The sequence below is a fragment of the Pseudoalteromonas sp. AOP31-A2-14 genome, from assembly GCF_052378035.1.
Classification (GTDB): domain Bacteria; phylum Pseudomonadota; class Gammaproteobacteria; order Enterobacterales; family Alteromonadaceae; genus Pseudoalteromonas.
Genome location: NZ_JBQSXI010000001.1, coordinates 1,000,372 through 1,023,613 on the forward strand (window position 1 = coordinate 1,000,372; position 23,242 = coordinate 1,023,613).

20 protein-coding genes, 1 tRNA gene and 2 pseudogenes are annotated in these 23,242 nt (G+C 39.9%); 13 read left to right on the forward strand and 10 right to left on the reverse strand.

Annotated features, from left to right (window positions below; translation table 11 throughout):
- The first annotated feature begins 4 nt into the window (after positions 1-4).
- A complete protein-coding gene (locus ACT3S9_RS04675) occupies positions 5-1,249 on the forward strand; it encodes an ATP-binding protein (protein ID WP_444750794.1) in 1,245 nt (414 codons plus the stop codon).
- A 144-nt stretch (positions 1,250-1,393) separates the two neighbouring features.
- On the opposite strand, the gene ACT3S9_RS04680 is transcribed toward ACT3S9_RS04675, so the two are convergent.
- Together ACT3S9_RS04680 and ACT3S9_RS04685 are read right to left on the reverse strand one after the other, a co-directional pair.
- Entirely contained in the window at positions 1,394-1,609 is a 216-nt protein-coding gene (locus tag ACT3S9_RS04680; RefSeq protein WP_441836016.1) for a DUF3820 family protein, read from the reverse strand.
- Positions 1,610-1,894: 285 nt separating this feature from the next.
- Positions 1,895-3,466, reverse strand: a complete 1,572-nt coding sequence (locus ACT3S9_RS04685; protein ID WP_441836017.1) for a cation:proton antiporter domain-containing protein — start codon at positions 3,464-3,466, stop codon at positions 1,895-1,897.
- Positions 3,467-3,740: 274 nt separating this feature from the next.
- Between ACT3S9_RS04685 and ACT3S9_RS04690 the strand changes: the two are divergent.
- From ACT3S9_RS04690 to ACT3S9_RS04705, 4 genes and pseudogenes are all read left to right on the forward strand, one after another.
- Positions 3,741-4,109, forward strand: a pseudogene (locus ACT3S9_RS04690) (sporulation protein); the annotation flags it as partial.
- Positions 4,110-4,196: 87 nt separating this feature from the next.
- Positions 4,197-5,165, forward strand: coding sequence for an IS30 family transposase (locus ACT3S9_RS04695; RefSeq protein ID WP_086959932.1), 969 nt, complete (start codon positions 4,197-4,199; stop codon positions 5,163-5,165).
- A 28-nt stretch (positions 5,166-5,193) separates the two neighbouring features.
- Positions 5,194-5,571: pseudogene (locus ACT3S9_RS04700) on the forward strand (sporulation protein); the annotation flags it as partial.
- 58 nt (positions 5,572-5,629) lie between these two features.
- Positions 5,630-6,085 (forward strand): GNAT family N-acetyltransferase, encoded by a 456-nt coding sequence (locus ACT3S9_RS04705; protein WP_441836019.1) that lies wholly within the window; start codon positions 5,630-5,632, stop codon positions 6,083-6,085.
- 22 nt (positions 6,086-6,107) lie between these two features.
- Here the strand turns inward: ACT3S9_RS04705 and ACT3S9_RS04710 are convergent, their stop codons facing one another.
- The 6 genes from ACT3S9_RS04710 to ACT3S9_RS04735 form a co-directional block, all read right to left on the reverse strand.
- Positions 6,108-7,457, reverse strand: a complete 1,350-nt coding sequence (locus ACT3S9_RS04710) for a sodium-dependent transporter (RefSeq protein ID WP_441836020.1) — start codon at positions 7,455-7,457, stop codon at positions 6,108-6,110.
- A 214-nt stretch (positions 7,458-7,671) separates the two neighbouring features.
- Positions 7,672-8,964, reverse strand: coding sequence for an ATP-binding protein (locus ACT3S9_RS04715; RefSeq protein WP_441836021.1), 1,293 nt, complete (start codon positions 8,962-8,964; stop codon positions 7,672-7,674).
- 34 nt (positions 8,965-8,998) lie between these two features.
- A complete protein-coding gene (locus ACT3S9_RS04720) occupies positions 8,999-9,703 on the reverse strand; it encodes a response regulator (protein WP_441836022.1) in 705 nt (234 codons plus the stop codon).
- Positions 9,704-9,721: 18 nt separating this feature from the next.
- Complete coding sequence (locus tag ACT3S9_RS04725) at positions 9,722-10,108, reverse strand: DUF3019 domain-containing protein (RefSeq protein ID WP_441836023.1); 387 nt, start codon at positions 10,106-10,108, stop codon at positions 9,722-9,724.
- On the reverse strand, positions 10,098-10,952 hold the full coding sequence (locus ACT3S9_RS04730) for a MipA/OmpV family protein (protein ID WP_441836024.1): 855 nt from the start codon (positions 10,950-10,952) through the stop codon (positions 10,098-10,100). The genes ACT3S9_RS04725 and ACT3S9_RS04730 overlap by 11 nt, the downstream gene beginning before the upstream one ends.
- A 135-nt stretch (positions 10,953-11,087) precedes the next feature.
- Entirely contained in the window at positions 11,088-11,897 is an 810-nt protein-coding gene (locus tag ACT3S9_RS04735; protein ID WP_441836025.1) for a hypothetical protein, read from the reverse strand.
- 109 nt (positions 11,898-12,006) lie between these two features.
- Between ACT3S9_RS04735 and ACT3S9_RS04740 the strand changes: the two genes are divergently transcribed.
- Positions 12,007-13,164, forward strand: a complete 1,158-nt coding sequence (locus tag ACT3S9_RS04740; protein ID WP_441993334.1) for a serine hydrolase domain-containing protein — start codon at positions 12,007-12,009, stop codon at positions 13,162-13,164.
- A gap of 162 nt (positions 13,165-13,326) precedes the next feature.
- Here the strand turns inward: ACT3S9_RS04740 and yhbY are convergent, their stop codons facing one another.
- Positions 13,327-13,623, reverse strand: a complete 297-nt coding sequence (yhbY, locus tag ACT3S9_RS04745) for a ribosome assembly RNA-binding protein YhbY (RefSeq protein WP_441836146.1) — start codon at positions 13,621-13,623, stop codon at positions 13,327-13,329.
- 88 nt (positions 13,624-13,711) lie between these two features.
- Here yhbY and rlmE point away from each other — a divergent pair, with 88 nt between their 5' ends.
- The 7 genes from rlmE (at position 13,712) to ACT3S9_RS04780 (ending at position 20,009) form a co-directional block, all read left to right on the forward strand.
- Positions 13,712-14,341 carry a 23S rRNA (uridine(2552)-2'-O)-methyltransferase RlmE gene (rlmE, locus tag ACT3S9_RS04750; protein WP_441836145.1) on the forward strand — a complete coding sequence of 210 codons (630 nt, stop codon included), beginning with the start codon at positions 13,712-13,714 and terminating at the stop codon, positions 14,339-14,341.
- Between the two features lie 66 nt (positions 14,342-14,407).
- Positions 14,408-16,354 (forward strand): ATP-dependent zinc metalloprotease FtsH, encoded by a 1,947-nt coding sequence (gene ftsH / locus ACT3S9_RS04755; protein ID WP_441836144.1) that lies wholly within the window; start codon positions 14,408-14,410, stop codon positions 16,352-16,354.
- A 102-nt stretch (positions 16,355-16,456) separates the two neighbouring features.
- Complete coding sequence (folP, locus tag ACT3S9_RS04760; RefSeq protein ID WP_441836143.1) at positions 16,457-17,326, forward strand: dihydropteroate synthase; 870 nt, start codon at positions 16,457-16,459, stop codon at positions 17,324-17,326.
- Positions 17,313-18,665, forward strand: coding sequence for a phosphoglucosamine mutase (gene glmM / locus ACT3S9_RS04765; protein ID WP_441836142.1), 1,353 nt, complete (start codon positions 17,313-17,315; stop codon positions 18,663-18,665). Before folP ends, glmM begins: the two co-directional genes overlap by 14 nt.
- A gap of 72 nt (positions 18,666-18,737) precedes the next feature.
- Entirely contained in the window at positions 18,738-19,487 is a 750-nt protein-coding gene (gene tpiA / locus ACT3S9_RS04770; protein ID WP_441836141.1) for a triose-phosphate isomerase, read from the forward strand.
- A 1-nt stretch (position 19,488) separates the two neighbouring features.
- On the forward strand, positions 19,489-19,842 hold the full coding sequence (gene secG / locus ACT3S9_RS04775; protein ID WP_441836140.1) for a preprotein translocase subunit SecG: 354 nt from the start codon (positions 19,489-19,491) through the stop codon (positions 19,840-19,842).
- An 82-nt stretch (positions 19,843-19,924) separates the two neighbouring features.
- Positions 19,925-20,009 (forward strand) — tRNA-Leu (locus ACT3S9_RS04780).
- A 333-nt stretch (positions 20,010-20,342) separates the two neighbouring features.
- On the opposite strand, the gene ACT3S9_RS04785 is transcribed toward ACT3S9_RS04780, so the two are convergent.
- Positions 20,343-23,192 carry a TonB-dependent receptor gene (locus ACT3S9_RS04785; RefSeq protein WP_441993100.1) on the reverse strand — a complete coding sequence of 950 codons (2,850 nt, stop codon included), beginning with the start codon at positions 23,190-23,192 and terminating at the stop codon, positions 20,343-20,345.
- Positions 23,193-23,242 lie beyond the last annotated feature (50 nt).

A 23,242-nucleotide genomic window follows, 5' to 3' on the forward strand; every position in this document is an offset into this window, starting at 1 on the left:
ATTAATGGGGAAGTTATTCGCAAGTTTATATTTGTATATTATTGTTTCACTTGTTTTAGTTAGCGGGGCCATTGAGCAACTTTGGCCTTATGAAGATACCCAGCAACAAATGGCGCTTGATAATGAATTTGGCCAATCTCTTTGGTTACTTTCCCAAACCCCCGCAGGCCTTGAAAAAATAACTCAGCATTACAACAGTGAACTACTTGCTAGTAATGATTTGATGTTACCAACCTTACAACAGACAGAGCTTGAAAACCGTCACTATATTTACTTATTTGATAGCCAGAAAGATGCTATTTGGTATATAAAATTAAACGATAACGAATTATTAAAAGTTGGCCCGATAGAAGTCTCAGCTCCGGGGTTTTCATCGGTATGGCCTTATTTATTGCTATTGAGCGTCGTTGGGTTACCTATAGGTCTTTGGAGCTTTTTACTATGGCGTGACTTTGAAAAGCTGCGTTTGGCGTGTGAAGCTGTTGATGGCTCACAAGGTTTTGAATCAAGCGCATCATCTAAATCATTTTTCTTACCCATTACCGACACTCTCAGTGCGATGCAACAGCGTATTCAGCACTTATTGACTGCTCAAAAAGAGTTAACCTCGTCAGTTTCACATGAGTTTAGAACGCCACTGGCACGGCTTAAGTTTGCCCTTGCAATGTTGGAAGATAAAGTCAGCGACGAAAAAGCCTTTGATTACATTGATAATATGCAGCTGGATATCAGTGAGCTTGAATCACTCGTTAAAGAAATATTGGATTATGCACGTTTAGATAGCGAGCAGCCAAACTTAAATATTCAACAATGTGACTTAGTTATTGTAATACAAAGCGTACTTGAAAAGCTTGGCTTTGCCTCAAATTTAACTCTTAATACACACTTGCCAGCGAGTTTAAATTATCGCTGTGATAGTCACTTTATAGCGCGATCAGTGCAAAACTTAGTCGGTAACGCACTTAAGTATGCTAAGCAACAAGTTAAAGTGTCGTTGTATGAACATAAAGATGACCTGATACTCGCCGTTGAAGATGACGGCCCAGGCATTGATATTGCGCAGTGGGATAACGTATTTAAACCATTCACTCGATTAGATAAAAGCCGAGATAAAAAAACGGGTGGATTTGGTTTAGGGCTTGCCATAGTGGCTAAGATTGTTTCATGGCATCAAGGGGATTGCCAACTAAGCAATTCTTCTTTAGGTGGCGCAAAGTTTATAATTCTCCTTCCCAAGCGAGTGTCATAACTGACATTTAACAGACACAGCATATAAAAAAAGCGCCATTTCAAATAATTGAAGGCGCTTTTTTGTGAATAAAACCAAATTAACAACAAGTAGTAAAGTAATAGGCAAGGCAAAGCCAGGTAAGTTCAACTTAATTGGAGAAAATTATGGGTTTTCTAGTAAGGGCATTAGCATTTTTTCTAGTCCGTTAAGCTTTACTTCGTAGATCATTGCTAATTGGGTACCTAAATGCCCATCGGGAAAACCTTGCCGCTTAAACCAGACTAAATAAGGTTCGGGTAATAAAAGTAAGGGACGCCCTGCATATTTTCCAAATGGCATCTTGGTATTAATAGCTGTTTTTAATTGCTGGGTATCCATGCTTTACTTTTTTAGAGTTGAGTGAGCCGCAGTTTAATATAGTTAGTGAAAAGAAAATAGGTTATACGGGCAGGAATAGCCTATTTATAGTAGGCGCTGACCCTTAAACCCTGATTTGATTAAACACTAATTGATTAAAAGTGAGCAATACGATCGGTGCGTTGCTTTCACGTAATGTTTTATGAATAGGTTTACAATAAGTAATAAAAGGGAAGGGCTAAGTTTAAGCTTTGAAAATTAAATGTAGGTGGTTATCAGTCCCTTTAATAATAACCACCTATTACATTATGGAAGTAATTTTTGCTTTACGTGCTCAGCAAAACCACTACCGGCTTCTAAGTAGAAGTTGTAGGTAAAGTTCACGCCCATTTCCTCTAGTTCTTTTTGCTGATCAGGGTAGTTGGCAATGGCCGTTACTTGGCCTTTATATCCTGAGGCCTTAAGTTGCTCTAGGGCGAATATATTCTGCATGTGTTTAGGCATTGCTAACATGACCATTTCGACGTGAGAGTGATTAACACGTTGCCAAAAGTCAGGATCGGTTGCATCGGCTATTAATACTTTGCGACCGCGCTTGATATGTTTATCGACTACTTCCCGCTTTATATCAATACCAGCTACAATACCAGGGTGTGTGGCGTTAATTGTTTCATAGGCACCGGTACCAATTCGGCCCATACCAAAAACAACTATTTTAGTATAATTAAGATTAACCGGTTGCTCTTCAGCTAAGCTAGTGTCGCTTTCAAAGGGTAATAACCAACGCTCTATCTTGACGTAAGCTTCGTTAGAATATTTATTTAAGGGTGAAGCGATAACAAAAGTGATAGAGACAGCAATGGCCATCACCGCCAACCATTCAGAGGTGATCATTCCACTACTTGCTGCGACCATACAAACAATTAAGCCAAACTCACTGTAATTAGATAGGCTAAACGCATTAAGTAATGAAGTGCGTGCACGTAATTTAAACATGTTTGTTAGCACATAGTAGAGAATAACCTTCAAAGGTAATAACGCAACGAGAATGAGTGCAATAAGTAATGAATTTATAGTGAGATCAGCGCCAAGGCCAATAGTTAAGAAAAAGCCCACGAGTAGTACGTCTTTTAAACTGAGTAATGACTTTGCAAGCTCACTGGCTTTTTTATGTGGGGCGAATATCATACCAATGATAAGCGCGCCCAAATCACCTTTAAGGCCAACAAACTCGAATGCTTGATAGCCTGCAACTAACGCAAAAAAGAAACCAAATAAAGGGAGTAGCTCACCATATTTTGAGCGATCTAAAACCCAAAACATCATAGGTCGTAATAACGGTAATAAGGCAAACAACAACAGTGCCCAGGGACTTGGTACTTTCCCCGTGCTTATTACTAAAAATACTACGGCAAAGATATCTTGCATTACCAAAATACCAATAGAGACTTTACCGTGTAAGCTTGCCATTTCACCTCGTTCTTCAAACACTTTTACCGCAAATACGGTGCTTGAAAAACTAAAAGCAAAACCAACCAGCAATGCACTTTGCCAAGTTAATCCATTAAATAACGGCACTGTCATTGCGCCAAGTACTAACATTAAGGAACAAAATAAAGCACTACAGAGAATAATATGTAACGAAGCTGGCGCCCATACATAAGGTTTTATTAGGTTACTTACCTTAAGCTTTAAACCGATACTAAATAATAGCAGTACAACGCCTAGGCTAGCGATACTATTGAGTAGTTCAGTTGTTTTGTAGCCCATTAAATTAAGTGCAAACCCGGCAAGTAAAAAGCCGATTAAAGGAGGAAGCTTTAATTGATAAACAGCGAAGCCAAAGATAAATGCTGTAGCGAAATATAATAATTCCATAATGTTTCGTGTTACCTCACCAAGAGTTTTAGTGTAGCTAAATATCAACTGCATGGAAATTAATTAGCGCTCTTAACACATAATAAATGTAGTTGTCGCTTTTTCTCGCGTAAAAAATAGCCACTCAGTACATTTTTATTAGCGAAAAATGCAAAAGCGTTATTTTTTCACTGACATTGGCTTTTAAATGTGGTTAAGATGCAATTACAAAGGAAATTAAGTCGGTACGGCGCAACATAGTTATTCTTAAAGCTGACGACTTGTGGAGAAATAGATGTTTAAAAAAATTCTTGCATCAGTCGGTATTGGTGCAGCAAAAGTAGATACAGTTCTAGAGACTGAGCATTTACAGCCAGGACAAATTTTTAACGCGCAAATAGTCATTCAAGCTGGTGATGTAAGCCAAGAAATTAGTGGTCTAGATTTAGCACTCATGACTCGTGTTAAGGTGGCTAATGAAGACGGTGAATATTTTACTAACCACATTATTGATAAGTGGCGCATTACCGATATTGGTTCAATCGAGCCTGGTCAGCAAAAGACAGTGCCATTTGAAGCGCGCCTTCATTCTGAAACACCGATAACCGAAATTAATGCGGGTTACAACCAATCGTTTGTTTGGGTTGAAACGGGTTTAGATATCCTAAATTCGGATAATAAGTGCAATTTCTCAGATTAGATGGCCAGCTGTTATAATTCGGCCATTTTCTCGCCAAAGGAAATTGCTTTAATGAAATATAAACAGCTGACACAAGAAGAAAGATACCAGATTTACGCGTTAATAAAAGCAGGAAATAACCAAAAGCAGATAGCTGAAGAACTAACTCGTTCACCGTCATCTATTTCTAGAGAGCTAAAACGCAATAAAGGACTTAAAGGCTATCGGCCTAACCAAGCCAATAACTTTGCTGAACAAAGACGTAAGTCATCTTTCAAAGCAAGTAAGTTAACAGAGGACGTCACTCACTGGATTAATAAATTGTTGCATGACGGACTTTCCCCTGAGCAAGTGGCAGGCCGCTTAGCTTTAGAGAAACAGGTCGTTTTACATCATGAAACAATTTATCAATATATTTACAGAGACAAGGCTCGTGGTGGCAAGCTACATAAGACACTCACTCGTGCATGTAAAAAGTATAAAAAACGCTATGGAAGCTATGATAAACGTGGACAGATAGTTAATCGAGTCAGCATTGATGAACGCCCAAGTATTGTGGATTCAAAGTCTAGGATTGGTGATTGGGAGGGCGATACAGTGATAGGTAAAGGGCGTAAAAATGCGCTTGTCACAATGGTTGAACGTAAAACGTTATATACAGTCGTTCACAGAATTGAAAGCAAGCATGCGAAAATAACAGCCGATGCGCTGATCACGTGTATGACACCATATAAAGGTAAGGTTATTACCGTGACGTTAGATAATGGAAAAGAGTTTGCTCACCATGAGCATGTTGCACAAAAATTAGAAGCTGATGTGTATTTCGCTCATCCCTATTCATCATGGGAGCGGGGCATAAATGAGAATACCAACGGCTTACTTAGACGCTTCTTCCCCAAGGGAACTGACTTTATGGCGCTAAGTGAAGCAGAGATACAGGCGGCAGTTGATAAGCTCAACCATCGGCCAAGAAAAACAAGAGGGTATAAAACCCCTCATGAATTATTTACGGGGCAATCAGAAGTTCTGGTGGCTGCATAATGATTGCACTTAATACTTGAATTCAAGTATTGATTTAGCGCTTGACCCAACCGATAAAGATCATTTGCATATTTACCCTAATGAAGCGGTAAATACGTTTATGCAAGCGATGGATAAGCTAGGGTTTAATTTAGTTAAGGCGGATGTTGAAAAAGGTTTTTTACGGGCAAGCACCTTTAGCTCGGTATCAGGTTGTTATCAAGAGTTGGAATATAAACCTAATAGTCGCAGTTTGTTTGGCATTCAAGAAGTAGAACTCTCGTTTGTGCCAGAGGCGCATAAAACCCATGTATTAATTGAGATCGACCGTGCTTTTCGTGGTGATGGCTACGTTGATTTGACTATAGAGCATGACCATGTGAATTTATCGCATTTATGCGATCAGTTAGAGCACTTATTCGCTTAACGAAGGCTTATTAATAATTTTAATAGCCTTGCAAGACTAAGTTTTTTAAGAAGATTTTATGACTTTTCAGAGCAAACCATTTTCTCAACTAACCACTTATGAGTTATTTAGTATCATGCGCGAGCGAGTTGATGTATTTGTGGTTGAACAAAACTGCCCCTACCCAGAAATAGATGATACCGATATTGAGCCCGCAACGATGCATTTGTATCGTTTTGAAAATGACAATGTGGTTAGTTATGCGCGCTGCTATTTAAAAAATGAAGCTTACAGTGCTTTTGGTAGAGTGCTCGTTGCAAAAACGCAGCGCGGTAAGGGGATTGGCTTTGAGCTGGTGAAAGAGGCTATAGATTGCTGCTTTTCACACTTTCCTAAGCAGGATATTTATATTGGTGCACAAACATACTTGCTTGATTTTTATCGCTCATTTGGCTTTGACTTGCAAGGAGAGGTGTATTTAGAAGATGGAATTGCACATCAAGATATGATTTTAAAAAAACCATCAACTAATTAGGTTGATGGTTTTTTTATTAAGATTAGTAAATAGAGTTTACAAATACTAAGGCGATTGCCAGAGGGCAAATAAATTTAATATACCAAGGCCAAACCTTCCAAAATAAACCACTAGCTACTTCTGGTGCACCTTGTTTAATTTCGCTAAGTAGCGAATTACGATACCAAATCCAGCCGGCAAATATACAACACATCATACCAATTAATGGCTGTGTAAACTTTGTTGTTACAGTGATCACTAAGCCAAACAAGCTATCAAAATTAAACACAATCGAGAAGCTGATAAGCGCAATGATGCCGCCAATTATCCACGTTGCATAGATTCGGTTTATATCAAAACGTTCAACAACATATGATACGGGTGCTTCAAGCATTGAAATAGAAGAGGTAAGGGCAGCAATACTCATTAATGCAAAAAAGGCAAAACCGACAAATAAGCCAACGGTACCCATACCATCAAATAGTGCCGGAAGCACTTGAAAAACTAGGGTATCCTCAGAAAGTAATGAACCATCGTTCGCAAATATTTCTACTCCTTGTGCTTGGGCAACATACATGGCTGGAATAATTAAAAGACCAGCAACAAATGCAATAAGTACGTCGATAAGTGTGACGTATGCACCTAGAGAGACTAAATTTTCTTTTTTACTAATGTAAGAGCCATATATAATCATCACACTAGTGCCTAGTGATAGTGAAAAGAATGCTTGTCCAAGGGCACTAACTAATAACTCAGGTTCAAAAATAGAGCTGAAATCAGGCACCAAATATGCTTTTAAACCGATCATAGCGCCTTCTTGAAACATTACATAAATGATCAGCGCAGATAAAATACTTAATAATGCAGGCATTAAACGCTTTGACCATTTTTCAATACCGTTTTCTACCCCTTTACTGATAATACCAATAGTTAAAATGATAAAGGCTGAGGTAAATATAAGGTTTCTTGAAAGTGACTGGTCACTTAGCCAGCTTGCAGCTGAAGTGCTGCCAACTAATGTTGCCGCAGGCGCTAACGTCGCGCTGATCATCCAGCCGGCCACAATTGCGTAAAAACTTAAAATAAAACCGGCACACAAAATACCACTAAAACCAACAATAAATGCAAAGTGCTTTTGCCAGCCTGCATTAGAAATCTTTCGAAGTGAGGTGACTGCGTTGGCTTGGCCGTGACGGCCAATAGTAAGCTCGGCCATTAGTGCTGGGTACGCTAGGAAAAAAGCAAGTATCAAATAGGCAATTAAAAATGCAGCGCCTCCATTACTGGCTGTTTGGGTGGGGAAGCCCCAAATATTACCTAAACCTACCGCCGAGCCTGCGGCGGCCATTATAAATCCAAATCGGGAGCTAAACTCCCCTCTAACTGCGCTCATAATTATTATGACTTCTTTATTTTGTGACGGCGCTGATAATCTACTGTAAATGCTAAAAAATAAAAAGTGCTTATTTAGTTCAATTGGAGAAAAACCATTTTCAGGTATCCAACTTAGTTATAGCAATGGCACTTAAGGTAAGCACTATTTCTAATAGACATTTGTTTTAATAGAGAAAAATAGGGTTTACAGTGTGTAAACTGTAACGAACATGTTAAAACTTTGATGGGTTATGTATTTTTAAAGTAAAACATGCACCGCCTAAGCTGTTACTTTGGCTAACGTTTACACTGCCATGATGCCAATCGACTACTTTTGCGACAATCGCTAAACCTAACCCGAAGCTTTTATGCGCACGATTACGATGGCTTTGCTCTTGGAAGAATGGTGAAAATACTTTATGCCAATTTTTTTTATCAATGCCAGGACCATCATCTTCAACTGTGATAGTTAGCGTCGTCGCCTCGTTTTTTGCGGTAACTAAAATTTGCTTATGAGCAAAATCGCTGGCGTTAGTAATTAAATTTGTTATTGCGCGGGCTAACCAATGTAAATCAGCGTAGATGATGGCTTCATCATTTTGAATAGCAAGCGTTATTTGCTGTTTGGTAAGCGTAGGAGTGACTTGCTGAACTAAATTATTAATATAAGGTTTTAGTTCGCTATGACTATAAGTTAATTGGTTAGCGCGCTGCTCAAGTGTGGCAAAAGCTAAGTAGCTTTTAAGCATAGATTCCATTTGGTCTAAATCTGTTTCCATACGCGACAAATAGTGTTGAATTTTCTCATGGTCTTGACTGTCAAGCGCTGCATCTAGACCAAATCTTAAACAGGCTATAGGGGTACGAATATCATGAGATAAGCTTGACGCCATTAGTTTATTTTCATCAAGAAGTTTTTCTATCTGGCTTGCCATACGATTAAAGGTCAGTTCAACATCTTTTATATAGGTAAAGTGAGAAACCTGAATACGCGCGGTTAAATCACCACTAGCAAACTTTTTTGCTGCACTATTAAGTACATTTAATCGTTTTGCTAATGGGCTGATAATAAAGCCCATCAAGATACATAAGCAGGTGTAAAATAGCAGTGTTAATAACAAGTCATTTTGTTGAGGTTGGCTATGGGACTTTTCTAAACGTAGTTTTAAATGGTAGTCAGCCAGTGCCTTATTACTATAAAGTAGGTAGTAACCTTGCTGATCTTCTAAAATGATCCCATCTGATGAATACATTTGTGCCACAAGCGATGCAGGTAGTGCCAGTGAATTGGTAAGGCGATAATTCAAAGGTAAATTAAAATCTGTTGCTAAACTTTGGCTAAACTGCGCACGTTCTTTGACTGGCTTACTGGCAATTTGTTTGGCAAACCCCGTTAACAATTTACTTTGTAAGTAAAACTCATCCTCTGGTGTGTGTGTTTGTTGGCTAAAGGCATCAATCAGCCAGCCTAAAATTGCAATCGATAGCAATGCGCTACTTAATAATGACCAATAAAGTTTTTTCATTATGCTAATACAATAAATTGTTGTGCATAATAACTCACCATGCTGATGCTACTAATAAATAACCACGACCCCAGATAGTTTTTATTTTTTCAGGGTGTTGGGAGTCGTCATTAAATTTACGACGAAGGGCAGATATAAGGACATCGACACTACGATCTAAACCATCATATTCACGGCCTTTCGTGGCTTTAAAAACCGCGTCACGAGAAACGACCTCACCGGCATTGTTAGCTAGGTATTGAAGTAATAAATATTCTGCACTGGAAATGTTATGCTCTTGTTCATTAACGAATACGGTACGAGAGAGAGTATCTATTTTGAGTGAGCCAACGGTGATAGTGCTCTCATCAGCCTGGTTACTTGGTTGTTCGGTATTTTGACGAAGAGCGGTTTTAATACGCGCTAACAGAGCACGAGGGCGAATAGGTTTCATAATATAGTCACTGGCACCGACTTCAAGGCCAATGACTTCATCCATTTCATCGTCGCGCGCGGTGAGCATTATAATCGGTGCTTGATAAAACTGCCTGAGTTCACGGCACACGCTAATACCATCTTGCCCTGGTAGCATTACGTCAAGCAATACGAGGGCGGGATTATGGTTTTTTACCATACTGACGACCTCATCTCCGCGTGCGCATATAAGGGTGTTATAACCTTTTTCAATAAGGTATTCAGCAATCCATTGTGCGAGTGAACTATCATCTTCAACTAATAAAATGTTGCCGTAGTTATCCATAATTCTGCCTTAATGAAATTAAAATAAGCGCCAGCGACGTTTTTTTTGACGGTTCTTATATACCCATTGTAGCTGTACTTGTGTCGTTGCTATTGTTTTGCCATTATTACTATTAATTAGCTCAAAAGATACACTATGGGCTGAATCAAATGCATAGCTAAACTCGCCTTGCTCTTGGTTTAACCAGCACTGCATAATGTGTTTAGTATCTGCATCACGTAAACAATAATTACCGGTATTGGGCTGCATCCAGCTTAGGGTTACATCAGCGTAGCAATTACGTCCTTCGCGCAGCGCAACACAGGTATCAGGTATGGCCGTAAGTTTTTTACTGACGGTGTGGGCTTGTTCAGCCGACACTAAATTACTTATTAAAAATAAGCTTATCAGCCATTTAAAATACATATCTTACGCCTACCTTGGCTTTATGTTGATATCCTTGTGAAACAATGGGGCTGTTACTTATTTCCTCAGAAAACCAGGTTGATAGCCAGCCACCTAAAAACACCCAATGCTGATTAATTGGATATTCTCCATGCAACTCTAATACTAAGCTGGCACCGCCATCCGTTTGATAAATAGGGCGGTTTATAGTGGCTTCAGTTGAATCAATGCCAAAGTAATAATTTATAAAGTCGCTTGAGTAAGCGCTAACACCGACACCGGTGCGAAATTCCCAGTTACGCCAAGGTATAATTTTGCTAAAAAAGCTGTTGATCACCCAGCCATTATGAGCGCCGGTAACGTCATGTAAATATTCAAAAGAAACTTGGGCGCTTTCAAAGCGTCGAGAGAGGCGTACGCCCACATCAAAGTCATAGTGGCGACTATTAATACCAACTAATTCTTCAATAACCGTGTCGTTATAGAAGGTTAAGCCACTTTCATCAAAACCAGCTTGTACGTTCGTACCAAGGATATCTAATCCCCAGTTGTATTTATCAATAATACTGTAGCCGATAACAATACCGCCACTGAGTTGGCTCTGGTCGATATCAAGGTAAAAATTATCGTAGGAAAGGGCTAAATTTAAATCAACTTCAAGGCCATCGTCATATGAATCCATACCGATTAAGTATGAATCTTCTATATAATAACCAGCTCCAGCACTCCAGTCCCAAGTAAAACCGGATGAAGGCTCTAAATTATTATCGGCGTAATAGCGGTTGCTGGCAAAAGATTGCACACTCACAAAGAGGGTTAAGACGACAACAAAAAAATTAATTATTTTACTGCTTACAAATGTCATCCCGAGTCCCGTGAGTTATTATTATAATAAAGGCTGTAAAGCATATTATATTGTTAAAGGGTGACTAGAATCTGTAAAAAAGTGTAGTAAGCAGCAAGAGTCGTGCTTGCTGCGAATGTCTTGGTTGTGTTTTATTTATTGGACTTTAATTTTATCAATTAAAATACTACTTAAATAATACTGCATCATCGGTGTTAAAGCACTGACTTCTGTACGATCGCAAGGCCCCTGAACTTTGGTTAAATTACTAACTTTAGCAATTGTCTGGTAATTAGGTGTAGAAACTGTTTTGTTTGCGCGTGCTAGGCGTGCCTGGTCAGTATTTTGCTGGTGAATAAAAGAGGCCACCTCAAGTTCATTGGTGATAGTCTCTTCTTCGGTAAAGTCATAAATAAGCGCCTCACGATGAAAGCTAGCACTATCTATTGATGACTTTGCAAACCACACTACATCACCAGATGCGCGATGAGTTAAGCGCATACTTACTTGTGCATTAATTGTCGCACATTGTTGGGCTGGATATTGACTGGCAATTTCATAAAATAATGAAAATGGCTTCTCGGGTGTATAAATAGGGTATTCAGTATCCTCGACTAAATTCAAATCAAGCTGATGTATTGAAAGTGTAAAGTCTGCTTGCTTAGATTTAATAACCTTGAGGTTTTTTTCTTTTAGCGCGTCACTAATTTGTGTGTATAGGGTGTCTGTAACACTGGCTTTATCTGCAGAAATTGACACTGTTTGATTACGCTTAATTTGGTGTGCAGGCAATTGTACCGACTTAACTTTGGGTGAGTTATGCTCAGTTTTATACATTACTTGGTAAGTTTTACTTTTTAATAACGGTTTTTCTGGCATTGTTAATAACGCAGCTGGCTCCGGTGAAACAGCACAACCAGTTGAAAACAATGAGAAAGCACAAATAGTGAAAAAACGATTATACACTTTACAACCTTTTGAAAACACAATGTTGCCGACATTGTACGTTAGTCCTAATAAAAGTTCATGGTATTATATACTAAGAAACCTCTTAAAAAGATGAAAATAACAAAATATGAAGTATATGAAGTTTTCTTTTTTTTTAATATTGTTGGTCGGTAGCTTTTCAATAGTTGCTCAGACCAGCGATCCCGGCTGGCAATCGTTTATCAGTGACTACAATCGTTATCTAGAACGAAAGCTTGCAAGTAAAGGAATACCCGGTGCCGCAATTTCCATTGTTAATGGTAAAGACTTCAGTTTCACTAAAGGATGGGGATTAACAAAGCGTGGCAAGGGGTTGGCGGTTAACGAACATACTCGCTTTCGTTTAGCGTCGGTTTCTAAAACATTCGCAGGGTCACTAACTGCTAAACTAGCTAGCCAAGGTAAATTTTCCTTAGATGATCCGGTTAGTAAGTATATTCCAGGTTTTGCTAATACTGTCTATAAAGATGATCTCAAAGTTTTTCATATTTTAAGCCACTCCAGTGGATTGGTGCCTAATGCGTACGATAATTTAATTGAGTCGCGGATGAAGTATCCTGATATCGTTGCTAAGTTACTGGCAGTTGAACCTATTTGTAAGCCCGGACAGTGTTATGGCTATCAAAATGTGATGTTTAGCTTGATTGATGATGTGATCACCAAAAGTACTAATATGAATTATAAAACCTGGCTGAATGAGTTTATTTTTGCGCCCTTACAAATGCAAGATGCGAGCTTAGGGTATGATGCTATGGTCGCTGATGAAAATTATGCTCTACCTCATGTCAAAGGGCGTAAGCGTTGGCACACCGCGCGCTTAAAGGCAAATTACTACAAAGTAGGCCCTGCTGCCGGTGTTAACGCAAGCGCCAGCGATATGGCTATTTGGTTAAAAGCACAGCTTGGGCTTTACCCTAGTGTATTGTCAAAAGATGCATTGGCAGCGCAAACACGCCCTTACACCCATACAAAAAAAGAAATGCGCTGGCGTGTCTGGCGTGGGCATGTAAAAGATGCCTATTATGGCTTAGGCTGGCGTGTTTATAATTATGATAATGAAACAATGTATTATCATAGTGGTTGGGTTCAAGGGTATCGCAGTGACTTAGTAATTTTGCCGCATTTAAATATTGGCTTTAGCCTGATTTTAAATGCTGAAACAGGTTTAATTAATGAGCTTACCACTGAATTTATTAACCGCGTGCTTGATTACAAGCATGTCGTGCTGGCAAATAATAATAATTGAAGTGAAATATAATATATTTATTTTCAGTTTGTTCTTTAATTTATTGTCGTTGCAACGAGGCATAAGTACAGCGGCTGAAAGGACAAAAAATGGTCGTTTATCAAATAAATTATAGACACAAACAAGCCAGCTATGGCGCTGGCTTTTTTGTGTTATTAAAGATTAAGTACGTGGTAACTGAATCTTTTTTTCTTCACTTTGGCGATAAAGTACAATAGTGTGGCCAATTGTTTGCAATTTATGTGCGCCGGTTTCTCTGGTGATTGCTTCAAAAATTAAAGATTTAGTTTCACGATCGTCAGTCGGTACTTTGACTTTAATTAATTCGTGAATTTCTAATGCACTTTGAATTTCAACTAAAACACCTTCGGTTAGACCGTTGGCACCTAATAAAACCACAGGCTTTAGACTATGGGCTTGACCTTTTAAAAACTGCTTTTGTTTGTTAGATAATTTCATGTAGTTACAAATTTTACTGAATATGGCTTGAATTAAGGGTATTCTAACGCCATCTAGACAATATTACTAATTAGTTGCGTGTTAATTTATGGCAAATAAAAAACATTCGGCCAGTTCACAGCGTTGGTTGAAAGAACATTTTGATGATCAGTACGTTCATGAGGCCCAAAAGAAGGGATGGCGTTCTCGAGCAGTATTTAAACTTGATGAAGTTCAAAAAAAAGATAAATTATTGCGCCCCGCGATGACGGTAGTTGATTTAGGGGCCGCGCCGGGTAGTTGGTCGCAATACTTAGCTGAAAAGGTGGGTGATAAAGGCCAAGTTATTGCATGTGATATTTTGCCTATGGACTCTTTAGCGGGCGTTGATTTTTTACAAGGTGACTTTCGTGAAGAAGCAGTGCTTGATGCGTTATTAAAACGTATTGATGGTAAAAATGTAGATGTGGTGCTTTCAGATATGGCACCAAATATGAGTGGTAATAGCTCAGTTGATCAAGCTGGTAGCATGTATTTAGTAGAGTTAGCGCTGGATATGTGCAACCAGGTATTGAAGAAAAACGGTGCATTTATAGTCAAGGTTTTTCAAGGTGAAGGCTTTGAGCAATACTTAAAAGATGTCCGAAATAGCTTTAAAACAGTGAAGATACGTAAGCCCGACGCATCACGAGCACGATCACGTGAAGTATATATAGTAGCGACAGGCTACAAACTGTAGTACAGTTGTCAGGCGTTAAGATGAATTTAAATTAATTGGATACAAGAGGTTAACCCCTTGAGCGATATGGCGAAAAATCTAATACTCTGGCTGGTTATTGCAGTTGTGCTAATGTCAGTCTTTCAGAGCTTTAATGGCGGCGATCAAGTTGATCGTCAAACTAGTTACAGTCAATTTGTAAAAGAGGCACGTAGTGGCTCTATACAAGAAGTATCTATTGAACGTACCAGCGGTACGATCACAGGTATTAAATCAAGCGGCGAACGTTTTCAAACGATTATGCCAGTTTATGACAAAGATATTTTAAATGATTTGCTTAAAAGTGATGTAAATGTCAAAGGGGTTAAACCCGAAGAACAGTCATTCTTAACCAGTATTTTAATTTCTTGGTTCCCAATGTTGCTGCTAATAGGTGTTTGGATATTCTTCATGCGTCAAATGCAAGGCGGTGGCGGTAAAGGTGCAATGTCATTCGGTAAAAGTAAAGCACGCTTAATGAGTGAAGACCAAATTAAGACCACTTTTGCTGATGTTGCTGGTTGCGATGAAGCCAAAGAAGACGTTACTGAGCTGGTGGACTTTTTACGTGACCCATCAAAATTCCAAAAGCTCGGTGGTAGTATTCCTAAAGGCGTATTAATGGTTGGTCCACCTGGTACGGGTAAAACCTTACTAGCTAAAGCCGTTGCCGGTGAGGCAAAAGTACCATTTTTTACTATTTCAGGTTCTGACTTTGTAGAAATGTTTGTTGGTGTTGGTGCATCACGTGTACGTGACATGTTTGAACAAGCTAAAAAAGCCGCACCCTGTATCATCTTTATTGATGAAATCGATGCCGTTGGCCGCAAACGTGGCGCTGGTATGGGTGGTGGTAATGATGAGCGTGAGCAAACACTAAACCAAATGCTCGTTGAAATGGATGGTTTTGAAGGTAATGAAGGTATTATCGTAATTGCTGCGACTAACCGCCCTGATGTGCTGGATCCGGCATTACTTCGTCCAGGTCGTTTTGACCGTCAAGTTGTGGTTGGCTTACCTGACATCCGTGGCCGTGAGCAAATCTTAAAAGTACACATACGTAAAGTGCCATTAGGCGACAACGTAGAAGCGAGTGTTATTGCTCGTGGTACTCCAGGCTTCTCTGGTGCTGATTTAGCAAACTTAGTTAACGAAGCCGCACTTTATGCTGCTCGAGGTAATAAGCGTGTCGTTAGTATGGCTGAGTTTGATGCCGCTAAAGATAAAATCATGATGGGCGCAGAGCGCAAGACCATGGTGATGAGCGAGCAAGAAAAAGCGATGACGGCATACCACGAAGCGGGCCACGCAATTGTTGGACGCTTCGTACCAGAGCATGATCCTGTTTATAAAGTATCGATTATTCCTCGCGGTCGCGCTTTAGGTGTCACGATGTACTTGCCTGAGCAAGACCGTGTTAGCCATTCAAAAGAATTGCTTGAATCGATGATCTCTAGCTTATACGGTGGTCGAATCGCTGAAGCACTTATTTATGGTGAAGAAAAAGTCACCACTGGTGCCAGTAATGATATTGAACGTGCAACTGACATCGCGCGTAAAATGGTGACACAGTGGGGTTTAAGTGAAAAATTAGGGCCGTTACTTTACGCTGAAGATCAAAATGAAATGTACATGGGTGGCGGTGGCCGTTCTATGAGCATGTCAGATGAAACAGCAAAAGTAATTGATACTGAAGTTCGCTTACTCTCAGATCGTAACTACGAACGCGCTGAAAACATTCTAAAAGAAAACATCGATATTCTACATGCAATGAAAGATGCATTAATGAAGTATGAAACAATCGATGCCAAGCAAATTGACGATTTAATGGCTCGTGAACCGGTTCGTGAACCGCGTGATGCCCATGACCGTCGTGATGATGATTCAGACAAGAAGCCACCTGCAGAAGAAGCTAAAGAAGCAGAGGCAATTGCTGAAAAAGACGATAAATCAGCAGAAAAAGATGAAACAAATCTTGATGATAAAGCTGAATAAACGTTAAAATAGCTAATCCAAAAGCCCCGCTGGTCGGGGCTTTTTTGTAATTAATTTAATAACGTATAAGTATCAATGCAATGGATGTATTGAAGGTGATAAATGACCATTGTTAGCTTACCCCGAGGCCGTTCTTTACACCTCGATACCCCAGTGATTATGGGGATTTTGAATGTCACTCCTGATTCCTTTTCAGACGGTGGTCGATACTATAAGACCGACAACGCTGTCATTCAGGCTAAAACTCTCTTAGACGATGGCGCAACTATTCTTGATATTGGTGGTGAATCTACGCGACCCGGGGCTCCTAGTGTAAGCCTCGAAGATGAACTAGCCCGTGTGATCCCAACGATTAAAGCAATACGCAATCATCAAAACAGTAAGTTGAACGATTGTATTATTTCCATTGATACCAGTAAAAGTGAAGTGATGCGTCAAGCCATTGAAGCGGGTGCTGATATCATTAATGATGTGCGGGCATTGCAAGAGCCAGGTGCGCTCGAAGTGGTTGCAGCCTTTTGTGATGTGCCTGTGTGTTTGATGCATATGCAAGGGCAGCCAAGCAGTATGCAAAAAAGCCCACTTTACGATGATATATTTAAGCAGATAAAGCAATTCTTTGCCGAGCGCATAAAGGCGTGTGAAACAGCGGGCATTCAGCACGCACGGATTATCCTCGATCCAGGCTTTGGATTTGGCAAAACCTTGAGCCATAATTACCAGCTACTGGCTAAATTTAATGATTTCAACAGTTTTAATTTACCGGTATTAGCAGGGTTGTCACGTAAGTCCATGCTAGGTAATTTATTAAATAGACAAAGTGACGAGCGTTTAGCAGGTAGCTTAGCCGGGGCGCTTATTGCGGCGCAAAATGGCGCAAAAATTATACGTGTACATGATGTAAAAGAAACCGCAGATGCGCTTGCTGTTTGGCAAGCATGCGAACAAGGAATTAAAGATGAGCAGAATTAGAAGATATTTTGGTACCGATGGTGTGCGTGGCATGGTTGGCGAGTACCCAATAACCCCAGAGTTTGCATTGAAGCTAGGCTGGGCTGCAGGGCGGGTGCTTTCTAAAAATGGCACTAAAAAAGTAATTATTGGTAAAGATACTCGTATTTCTGGTTATATGTTAGAGACTTCACTTGAGTCTGGTTTAATTGCTGCAGGTATTGATGTGGTATTACTTGGGCCTATGCCAACTCCTGCTGTTGCTTATTTAACCCAAACGTTTCGTGCCGAAGCGGGCATTGTGATCAGCGCTTCACATAATCCTTATCATGATAATGGTATTAAATTCTTTTCTGGAGATGGTTTAAAGCTTGCAGATGACGTTGAACTTGAGATAGAAGCCATGCTGGATGAGCCAATGAGCTGTGTTGCCTCTGATAAGTTGGGTAAAGCGAGCCGACTAGGAAGTGCCGATGGTCGTTATATTGAGTTTTGCAAAAGTCAATTCCCACAAGGGCTATCCTTAGAAGGGCTAAAAATCGTATTAGATTGCGCTAATGGCGCGACCTATCATATTGCGCCTTTAGTAATGCGTGAACTAGGTGCAGAAGTGATTTGCCATGCCTGTGAGCCTAACGGCGTCAATATTAATGCTGATTGTGGTGCAACTCACGTAGATACTTTAAAACGTAAAGTGCTAGAGCTGGGGGCCGATGTGGGTATTGCTTATGATGGCGATGGCGACAGAGTGATGATGGTTGACCATAATGGCCGCGTATTTGATGGTGATGATATTGTTTATATTATTGCTTGCCAAGCTGCCCGTGATGATATGCTCGGTGGCGGTGTGGTTGGTACGGTAATGTCAAATATGGGGCTTGAAAATGCCTTGAAAGAAAAAGGCATTGAGTTTGCTCGAAGCCAAGTGGGTGACCGTTATGTGATGGAGCTACTGCAAGAAAAAGATTGGAAAATTGGCGGGGAGAGTTCAGGGCATGTCTTGAACCTTGATTTGATAAGTACTGGCGATGGTATTATTTCAAGTTTACAAGTATTAGCGGCAATGGTGGCGCAGAACCGTACTTTAAAAGATTTAGGCGCAGGTTTTACTAAATACCCAATGAAAATGATCAACGTGCGCTATACCAAGGGTACAGACCCTACAACAGCTCCTGAAGTACTTGCTGCAGTTGCTGATGTTGAACAAAAACTGGCAGGTAAAGGACGTGTTTTATTACGTAAGTCGGGTACCGAACCGGTTGTACGGGTGATGGTAGAAGCAGCACAGGAAAGAATGGTACTCGATAGTGCACAAAAAATTGCTACAGTTGTCGAATCTATGAGCAAACAAACTGGTTGATAACAATAACCTCTTGTAACTTTGGGTGAGTCGAGTTAATATCTCGCCCGCTTTCTAATGTGGAGTGGAAAAATGGCAACACGCAAGCCAATGGTCGCAGGCAACTGGAAGATGAATGGCTCATTAGAGCTGGTCACGGAATTGTCAAAAGCAATTAACAACGTAAAATCAACAGAATTGGACGTTGTGGTATTTCCACCCTTTCCATTATTAACAGCTGTGGTTGATAGTGGTTTAACAACCGGTTCGCAAACTGTTTCTCAGCATCAAGCTGGCGCATTTACCGGTGAAGTGGACGCTGAGCTTATTAAAGCATTAGGGGCAACATACACTTTAGTTGGTCATTCTGAGCGCCGCAGCATATATGGTGAAAGTAATGACGTTGTGGCTGACAAATTCTCTCGTGCACAACAAGTAGGTTTAACGCCTATTTTATGTGTAGGTGAAAGTGAACAGCAGCGACAGCAAGGTGAGACTGAATCAGTGGTTGGCGCACAAATTGATGCGGTAATCGACAAATTAGGCCTAGCAGCATTGAAAGATTCTGTGGTAGCATACGAGCCCGTTTGGGCCATTGGCACAGGTCAGACTGCATCGCCTGAACAAGCACAGCAAGTGCACAAATTTATCCGTGACAAAATTGCTGCCAATGACAGTGATTTAGCACAAGGGCTGACTATCCTTTATGGTGGCAGCGTTAACGAAAAAAATAGCGAATTATTATTTGCACAAGCAGATATAGACGGCGGACTTATTGGTGGCGCTAGTCTAAAAGCAGACTCATTTACTGCCATCTGTGAAAGTGCAAAAGGGACCGTATAAGATGTACGAAATTTTACTAGTAGTTTATTTAATTGTCGCTTTAGCTTTAGTGGGTATGGTTTTAATCCAACAAGGTAAAGGCGCTGATATGGGGTCTTCATTTGGTGCTGGCGCGTCAGGAACTGTTTTTGGTTCTTCAGGTGCGGGTAACTTTATGACTAAAGCTACAACAACTTTAGCAACAATCTTTTTTGTGTTAAGCCTTGTATTGGGTAACTTAACGACAGGGCAAATTAAACAGACAGACGAGTGGGAAAATCTTGAAGCAGCACCGGCTGTAGAAACAATTACTCCAGCAGATGATGATGTGCCTGTTAGTGATAGTAAAGAACAAAGCTCTGACGTACCAAATTAGTTTAGTGAACACTAAACAAGTTAGATGATATATTCCTCAAATAAATTATAGAATTTAACATCTAAAGACAAAGTTTTAAAATGCGGTTGTGGTGGAATTGGTAGACACGCTACCTTGAGGGGGTAGTGCTTTAGGGCGTGGGGGTTCAAGTCCCCCCAACCGCACCATATTCAAGGCCTATAATTCAATGAATTACAGGGCTTTTTTTATGGAATTCAATATAAATCAGCGATAATTTTAATTTATTAGATAGTATCGGTGCATCTCAGCTACTTCATTACCACCTACATTACCATCGTGTTTTTTTAGCATTTTGATGCTTGTCCGCCATTCTTTGCAATCCAGTTTAAATTTACACTTGCTGCGATTAGTTGACTTGCATATGTGCTTATAGACTTTCCAATACTTAGGTACTTAATACCTGCATACCAGTGGATTTATAGTGAGGCTTAACGAATATTTTGTTAAGCGGGGCTAAAGAGAATGTTCCTCAGGAAAATTTATATTTTTAATGACAGGCTCACGACAAAACGGCGGCCAAATTCTTCGATTTTCATTAAGGAACTAGTGTTGTTAGTTTTGGCGCTGCGGGTAAGGGTTTCATTGGTGACATTAAATACATCTAAGCGAAGACTCGCGCTGGTTGAGTAAAACCAGCTGAAACTTAAGTCGGTACTGGTGTGATCTTCAACATAGGTATCAGCGTTATTACTGATATCTCGATGTTCTAAAAAGTCACTACGATAGTTTATATTAATTGCGGCTTGCCATTTATCATCACTGACTAAAAAGCGCAGGTTACCAGCCCAATCTGAGACCCCTTCAACAGCAAAGTTATTTGCATTTGGGGTTATAACGTCAGCATTTGTTATATGAGTTAGGTTTGCAGATAATTGGCTTTGTAAAAACCATGGGCTGTATGGCGGCAGCTGCCATTGTGAACTAGCCTGCAAACCATTCACTGTCGCTTCGCCATTGTTACTATGTTGTAGTGAAATATAATTTAGCCCTTGATAGTTAATCGTTTTAGTTTGTTCGACTATAAAATTATCCATATTATGATTAAATGCTAGAAGCTGTAGGCTTGAGTCCTCTTGTAACCAATTAACTGAAAGTGTACTGGTATTAGCAATAACGGGCTCTAAATTTGGGTTACCCAGCTCGGCATAGGGTAAACCACCGGAGTTTACATGCAGCTTGGGATTAAGGTCCGAATAATTAGGCCGATTAATAGAGCGGCTATAACTTGTTCGCCATTGCCAATATACTGATGGTTGCCACTTAATATTAATTGAAGGTAGCCAGGTATTATGATGATGGTAGTGATTCAAAGGTGCTAACTCACCATCAGTTGTAAGCTGAGCGCCTTGCGTTTTATTTAATGTATCACTGTAACGTAGCCCTGCGTTTAAAGTAACGTTTGCTAATTGCCACTGCGAAGATAAATACCCCTCATTTGATTCAAAACTGACTTCATAGCTATTAAGGTGATCGTTATCACTAACATTTTTAAACGGTAAATTAATATCATAGAGCTGAAATAAATTGCTTTTTGGGATCAGCCACGATTGTACTTCTGAGTTTATAAAACCAGCATTAAAACCATTCTGTAAGGGTTCAAGCCAGCGGCCATCTAATTTAGGTAGAGCGTTTAAAGATTGGGCATCTAAACTAATATCTCTGCGGGTATAGCTATACTGTTGTGTTGAACTTAAAAAACCAAATTGTAAATGCTGAAAACCAGAATCAGTTGCACTTTCCCAGCTGCCATCAACTCCCCATTCACTCACTCGGTTAAGCACATTGATAGTTCGTTTACTCATTTGATTGATATGTGAATAGCTACTAACAAGGCCTAAATTCTGGTTAAAACGGTAGTCATTTACAGCGTCAGTTTGTAAATCAACGTAGGCATCCATAGGAGAAAGTGCAGCATGCACTCTTGTAATAGGATCTTTTGTTTCACTTTTTGCTTCACTACGGCTATAAAAAGGAGAAAGTGATAAGGGGATATATTCATTTGGTTGCCAACGCGCGTTAACTTGCACCGTTTGATTGGCATAATATAGGTTGGACTCTTCACGACTGGTTTTAGCATTTACATTATTAAAGTAGAACTCATCTATACTATTTTGTGGCGTTGAAATCTCGCCTATTGCACCCTGACTCTGAGGGTTTATGCCTAGTCTATGTTCATCAAACGAAAAGTCAGTATCGGACCTGAACCAAAGAGTGTTGAGCGTTAAATGATCAGAAACTTGCCATGCTAAAGCACCGTAATAAGTGGCGCGAGTGCGATCTTCCTCTTCAATGGTTATTACTAAACCATCTGTAGGCACTAAAATGTTATCGTCTAATTCTGGCCACTGATATTTACTCGGGGCATCACTATTGTCACCCCAGTGCCAGCTTTCAAACTGATATTGGTGTTGTAGGCGGTTTTCGTAGTTTATCTTGAAAATAACACCTATGTTATCGCTTTTGCCATTAGCGGTTAAACCGAAGCTCGGTTGAAAATTACGGTCACCTTCTAAAGTTGCTGCGGTTAACATTACTTCTAGATTATTTTCTTCATATGCCAACGGATCATCGCTTAATAAATTTACAGTTGACCCTATAGCGCCACTTGGCAAGATTGGATCTGTGGTTTTAAATACCGTGATATTTGAAAATAACCCAGCGCTGAAAATATCAAACCTATGTTGCTGCCCATACTGATTTGAGTTACGTACATTTTCTGTATTAGCTAGGCGGCGGCCATTAAAAAGCGTTAGTTGGTATTCAGGACCTAACCCCATGGCATTAATGTTAAGTGCTTCACCTCGATCACGAGTGATACTCAAACCTGGTACGGCTTGTAATGTTTCGGCTAGGTTTTCGGCTGGTAATTGTTTCAGCATAGCACCTATAGCAACTTCACTCTCACCGGCATAATCACTTTTTACTTGTTGCGCATAACTTACAGCCTGCTGGTAGTTTGTATTAGAAATCTGTGTAGGGTGAACTTTAGGTAACTGACCGATCACCGTGACTTCTTCTAATAATTTATCTTTTGTAACTGATGGAGACACTTTTTTTGAGGTTGGAGCATTAAAAATAACAATACCATCACTTGTTTTTAGCCAGCTTAATCGATGAGGTTTCAGTAATTTATTAAGTGTGCTTTCGAGCGTTATACCCTGGGTTGATTCTTGCGCCAAGCCCTTGAGTAATTGGGTATCGTAAATTAATGCCGTATTATATTGTTCTGACAAACGGGTAAGTTGCTCTATTAAACTTGAGTTCGTTGCCTTCGTTGTAAAACTAAAGCCTGTAAGTGCTACACATAATAAACAGCTTATACGTAACATCTATGAACGACCCTTCAATTTCATTAAACTTCTAGTGTGAATAGTTTAGA

What these genes read in the sequence shown, in the direction of transcription:
- ACT3S9_RS04740 (WP_441993334.1), top strand. Translation starts at nt 12,007, where the DNA reads ATGAAGTATATGAAGTTTTCTTTTTTTTTAATATTGTTGGTCGGTAGC.
- ACT3S9_RS04705 (WP_441836019.1), top strand. Translation starts at nt 5,630, where the DNA reads ATGACTTTTCAGAGCAAACCATTTTCTCAACTAACCACTTATGAGTTA.
- ACT3S9_RS04675 (WP_444750794.1), top strand. Translation starts at nt 5, where the DNA reads ATGGGGAAGTTATTCGCAAGTTTATATTTGTATATTATTGTTTCACTT.
- tpiA (WP_441836141.1), top strand. Translation starts at nt 18,738, where the DNA reads ATGGCAACACGCAAGCCAATGGTCGCAGGCAACTGGAAGATGAATGGC.
- ACT3S9_RS04680 (WP_441836016.1), bottom strand. Translation starts at nt 1,609, where the DNA reads ATGGATACCCAGCAATTAAAAACAGCTATTAATACCAAGATGCCATTT.
- ACT3S9_RS04715 (WP_441836021.1), bottom strand. Translation starts at nt 8,964, where the DNA reads ATGAAAAAACTTTATTGGTCATTATTAAGTAGCGCATTGCTATCGATT.
- glmM (WP_441836142.1), top strand. Translation starts at nt 17,313, where the DNA reads ATGAGCAGAATTAGAAGATATTTTGGTACCGATGGTGTGCGTGGCATG.
- ACT3S9_RS04685 (WP_441836017.1), bottom strand. Translation starts at nt 3,466, where the DNA reads ATGGAATTATTATATTTCGCTACAGCATTTATCTTTGGCTTCGCTGTT.
- ACT3S9_RS04695 (WP_086959932.1), top strand. Translation starts at nt 4,197, where the DNA reads ATGAAATATAAACAGCTGACACAAGAAGAAAGATACCAGATTTACGCG.
- ACT3S9_RS04785 (WP_441993100.1), bottom strand. Translation starts at nt 23,192, where the DNA reads ATGTTACGTATAAGCTGTTTATTATGTGTAGCACTTACAGGCTTTAGT.
- yhbY (WP_441836146.1), bottom strand. Translation starts at nt 13,623, where the DNA reads ATGAAATTATCTAACAAACAAAAGCAGTTTTTAAAAGGTCAAGCCCAT.
- rlmE (WP_441836145.1), top strand. Translation starts at nt 13,712, where the DNA reads ATGGCAAATAAAAAACATTCGGCCAGTTCACAGCGTTGGTTGAAAGAA.
- secG (WP_441836140.1), top strand. Translation starts at nt 19,489, where the DNA reads ATGTACGAAATTTTACTAGTAGTTTATTTAATTGTCGCTTTAGCTTTA.
- ACT3S9_RS04720 (WP_441836022.1), bottom strand. Translation starts at nt 9,703, where the DNA reads ATGGATAACTACGGCAACATTTTATTAGTTGAAGATGATAGTTCACTC.
- ACT3S9_RS04730 (WP_441836024.1), bottom strand. Translation starts at nt 10,952, where the DNA reads ATGACATTTGTAAGCAGTAAAATAATTAATTTTTTTGTTGTCGTCTTA.
- ACT3S9_RS04710 (WP_441836020.1), bottom strand. Translation starts at nt 7,457, where the DNA reads ATGAGCGCAGTTAGAGGGGAGTTTAGCTCCCGATTTGGATTTATAATG.
- ftsH (WP_441836144.1), top strand. Translation starts at nt 14,408, where the DNA reads ATGGCGAAAAATCTAATACTCTGGCTGGTTATTGCAGTTGTGCTAATG.
- ACT3S9_RS04725 (WP_441836023.1), bottom strand. Translation starts at nt 10,108, where the DNA reads ATGTATTTTAAATGGCTGATAAGCTTATTTTTAATAAGTAATTTAGTG.
- folP (WP_441836143.1), top strand. Translation starts at nt 16,457, where the DNA reads ATGACCATTGTTAGCTTACCCCGAGGCCGTTCTTTACACCTCGATACC.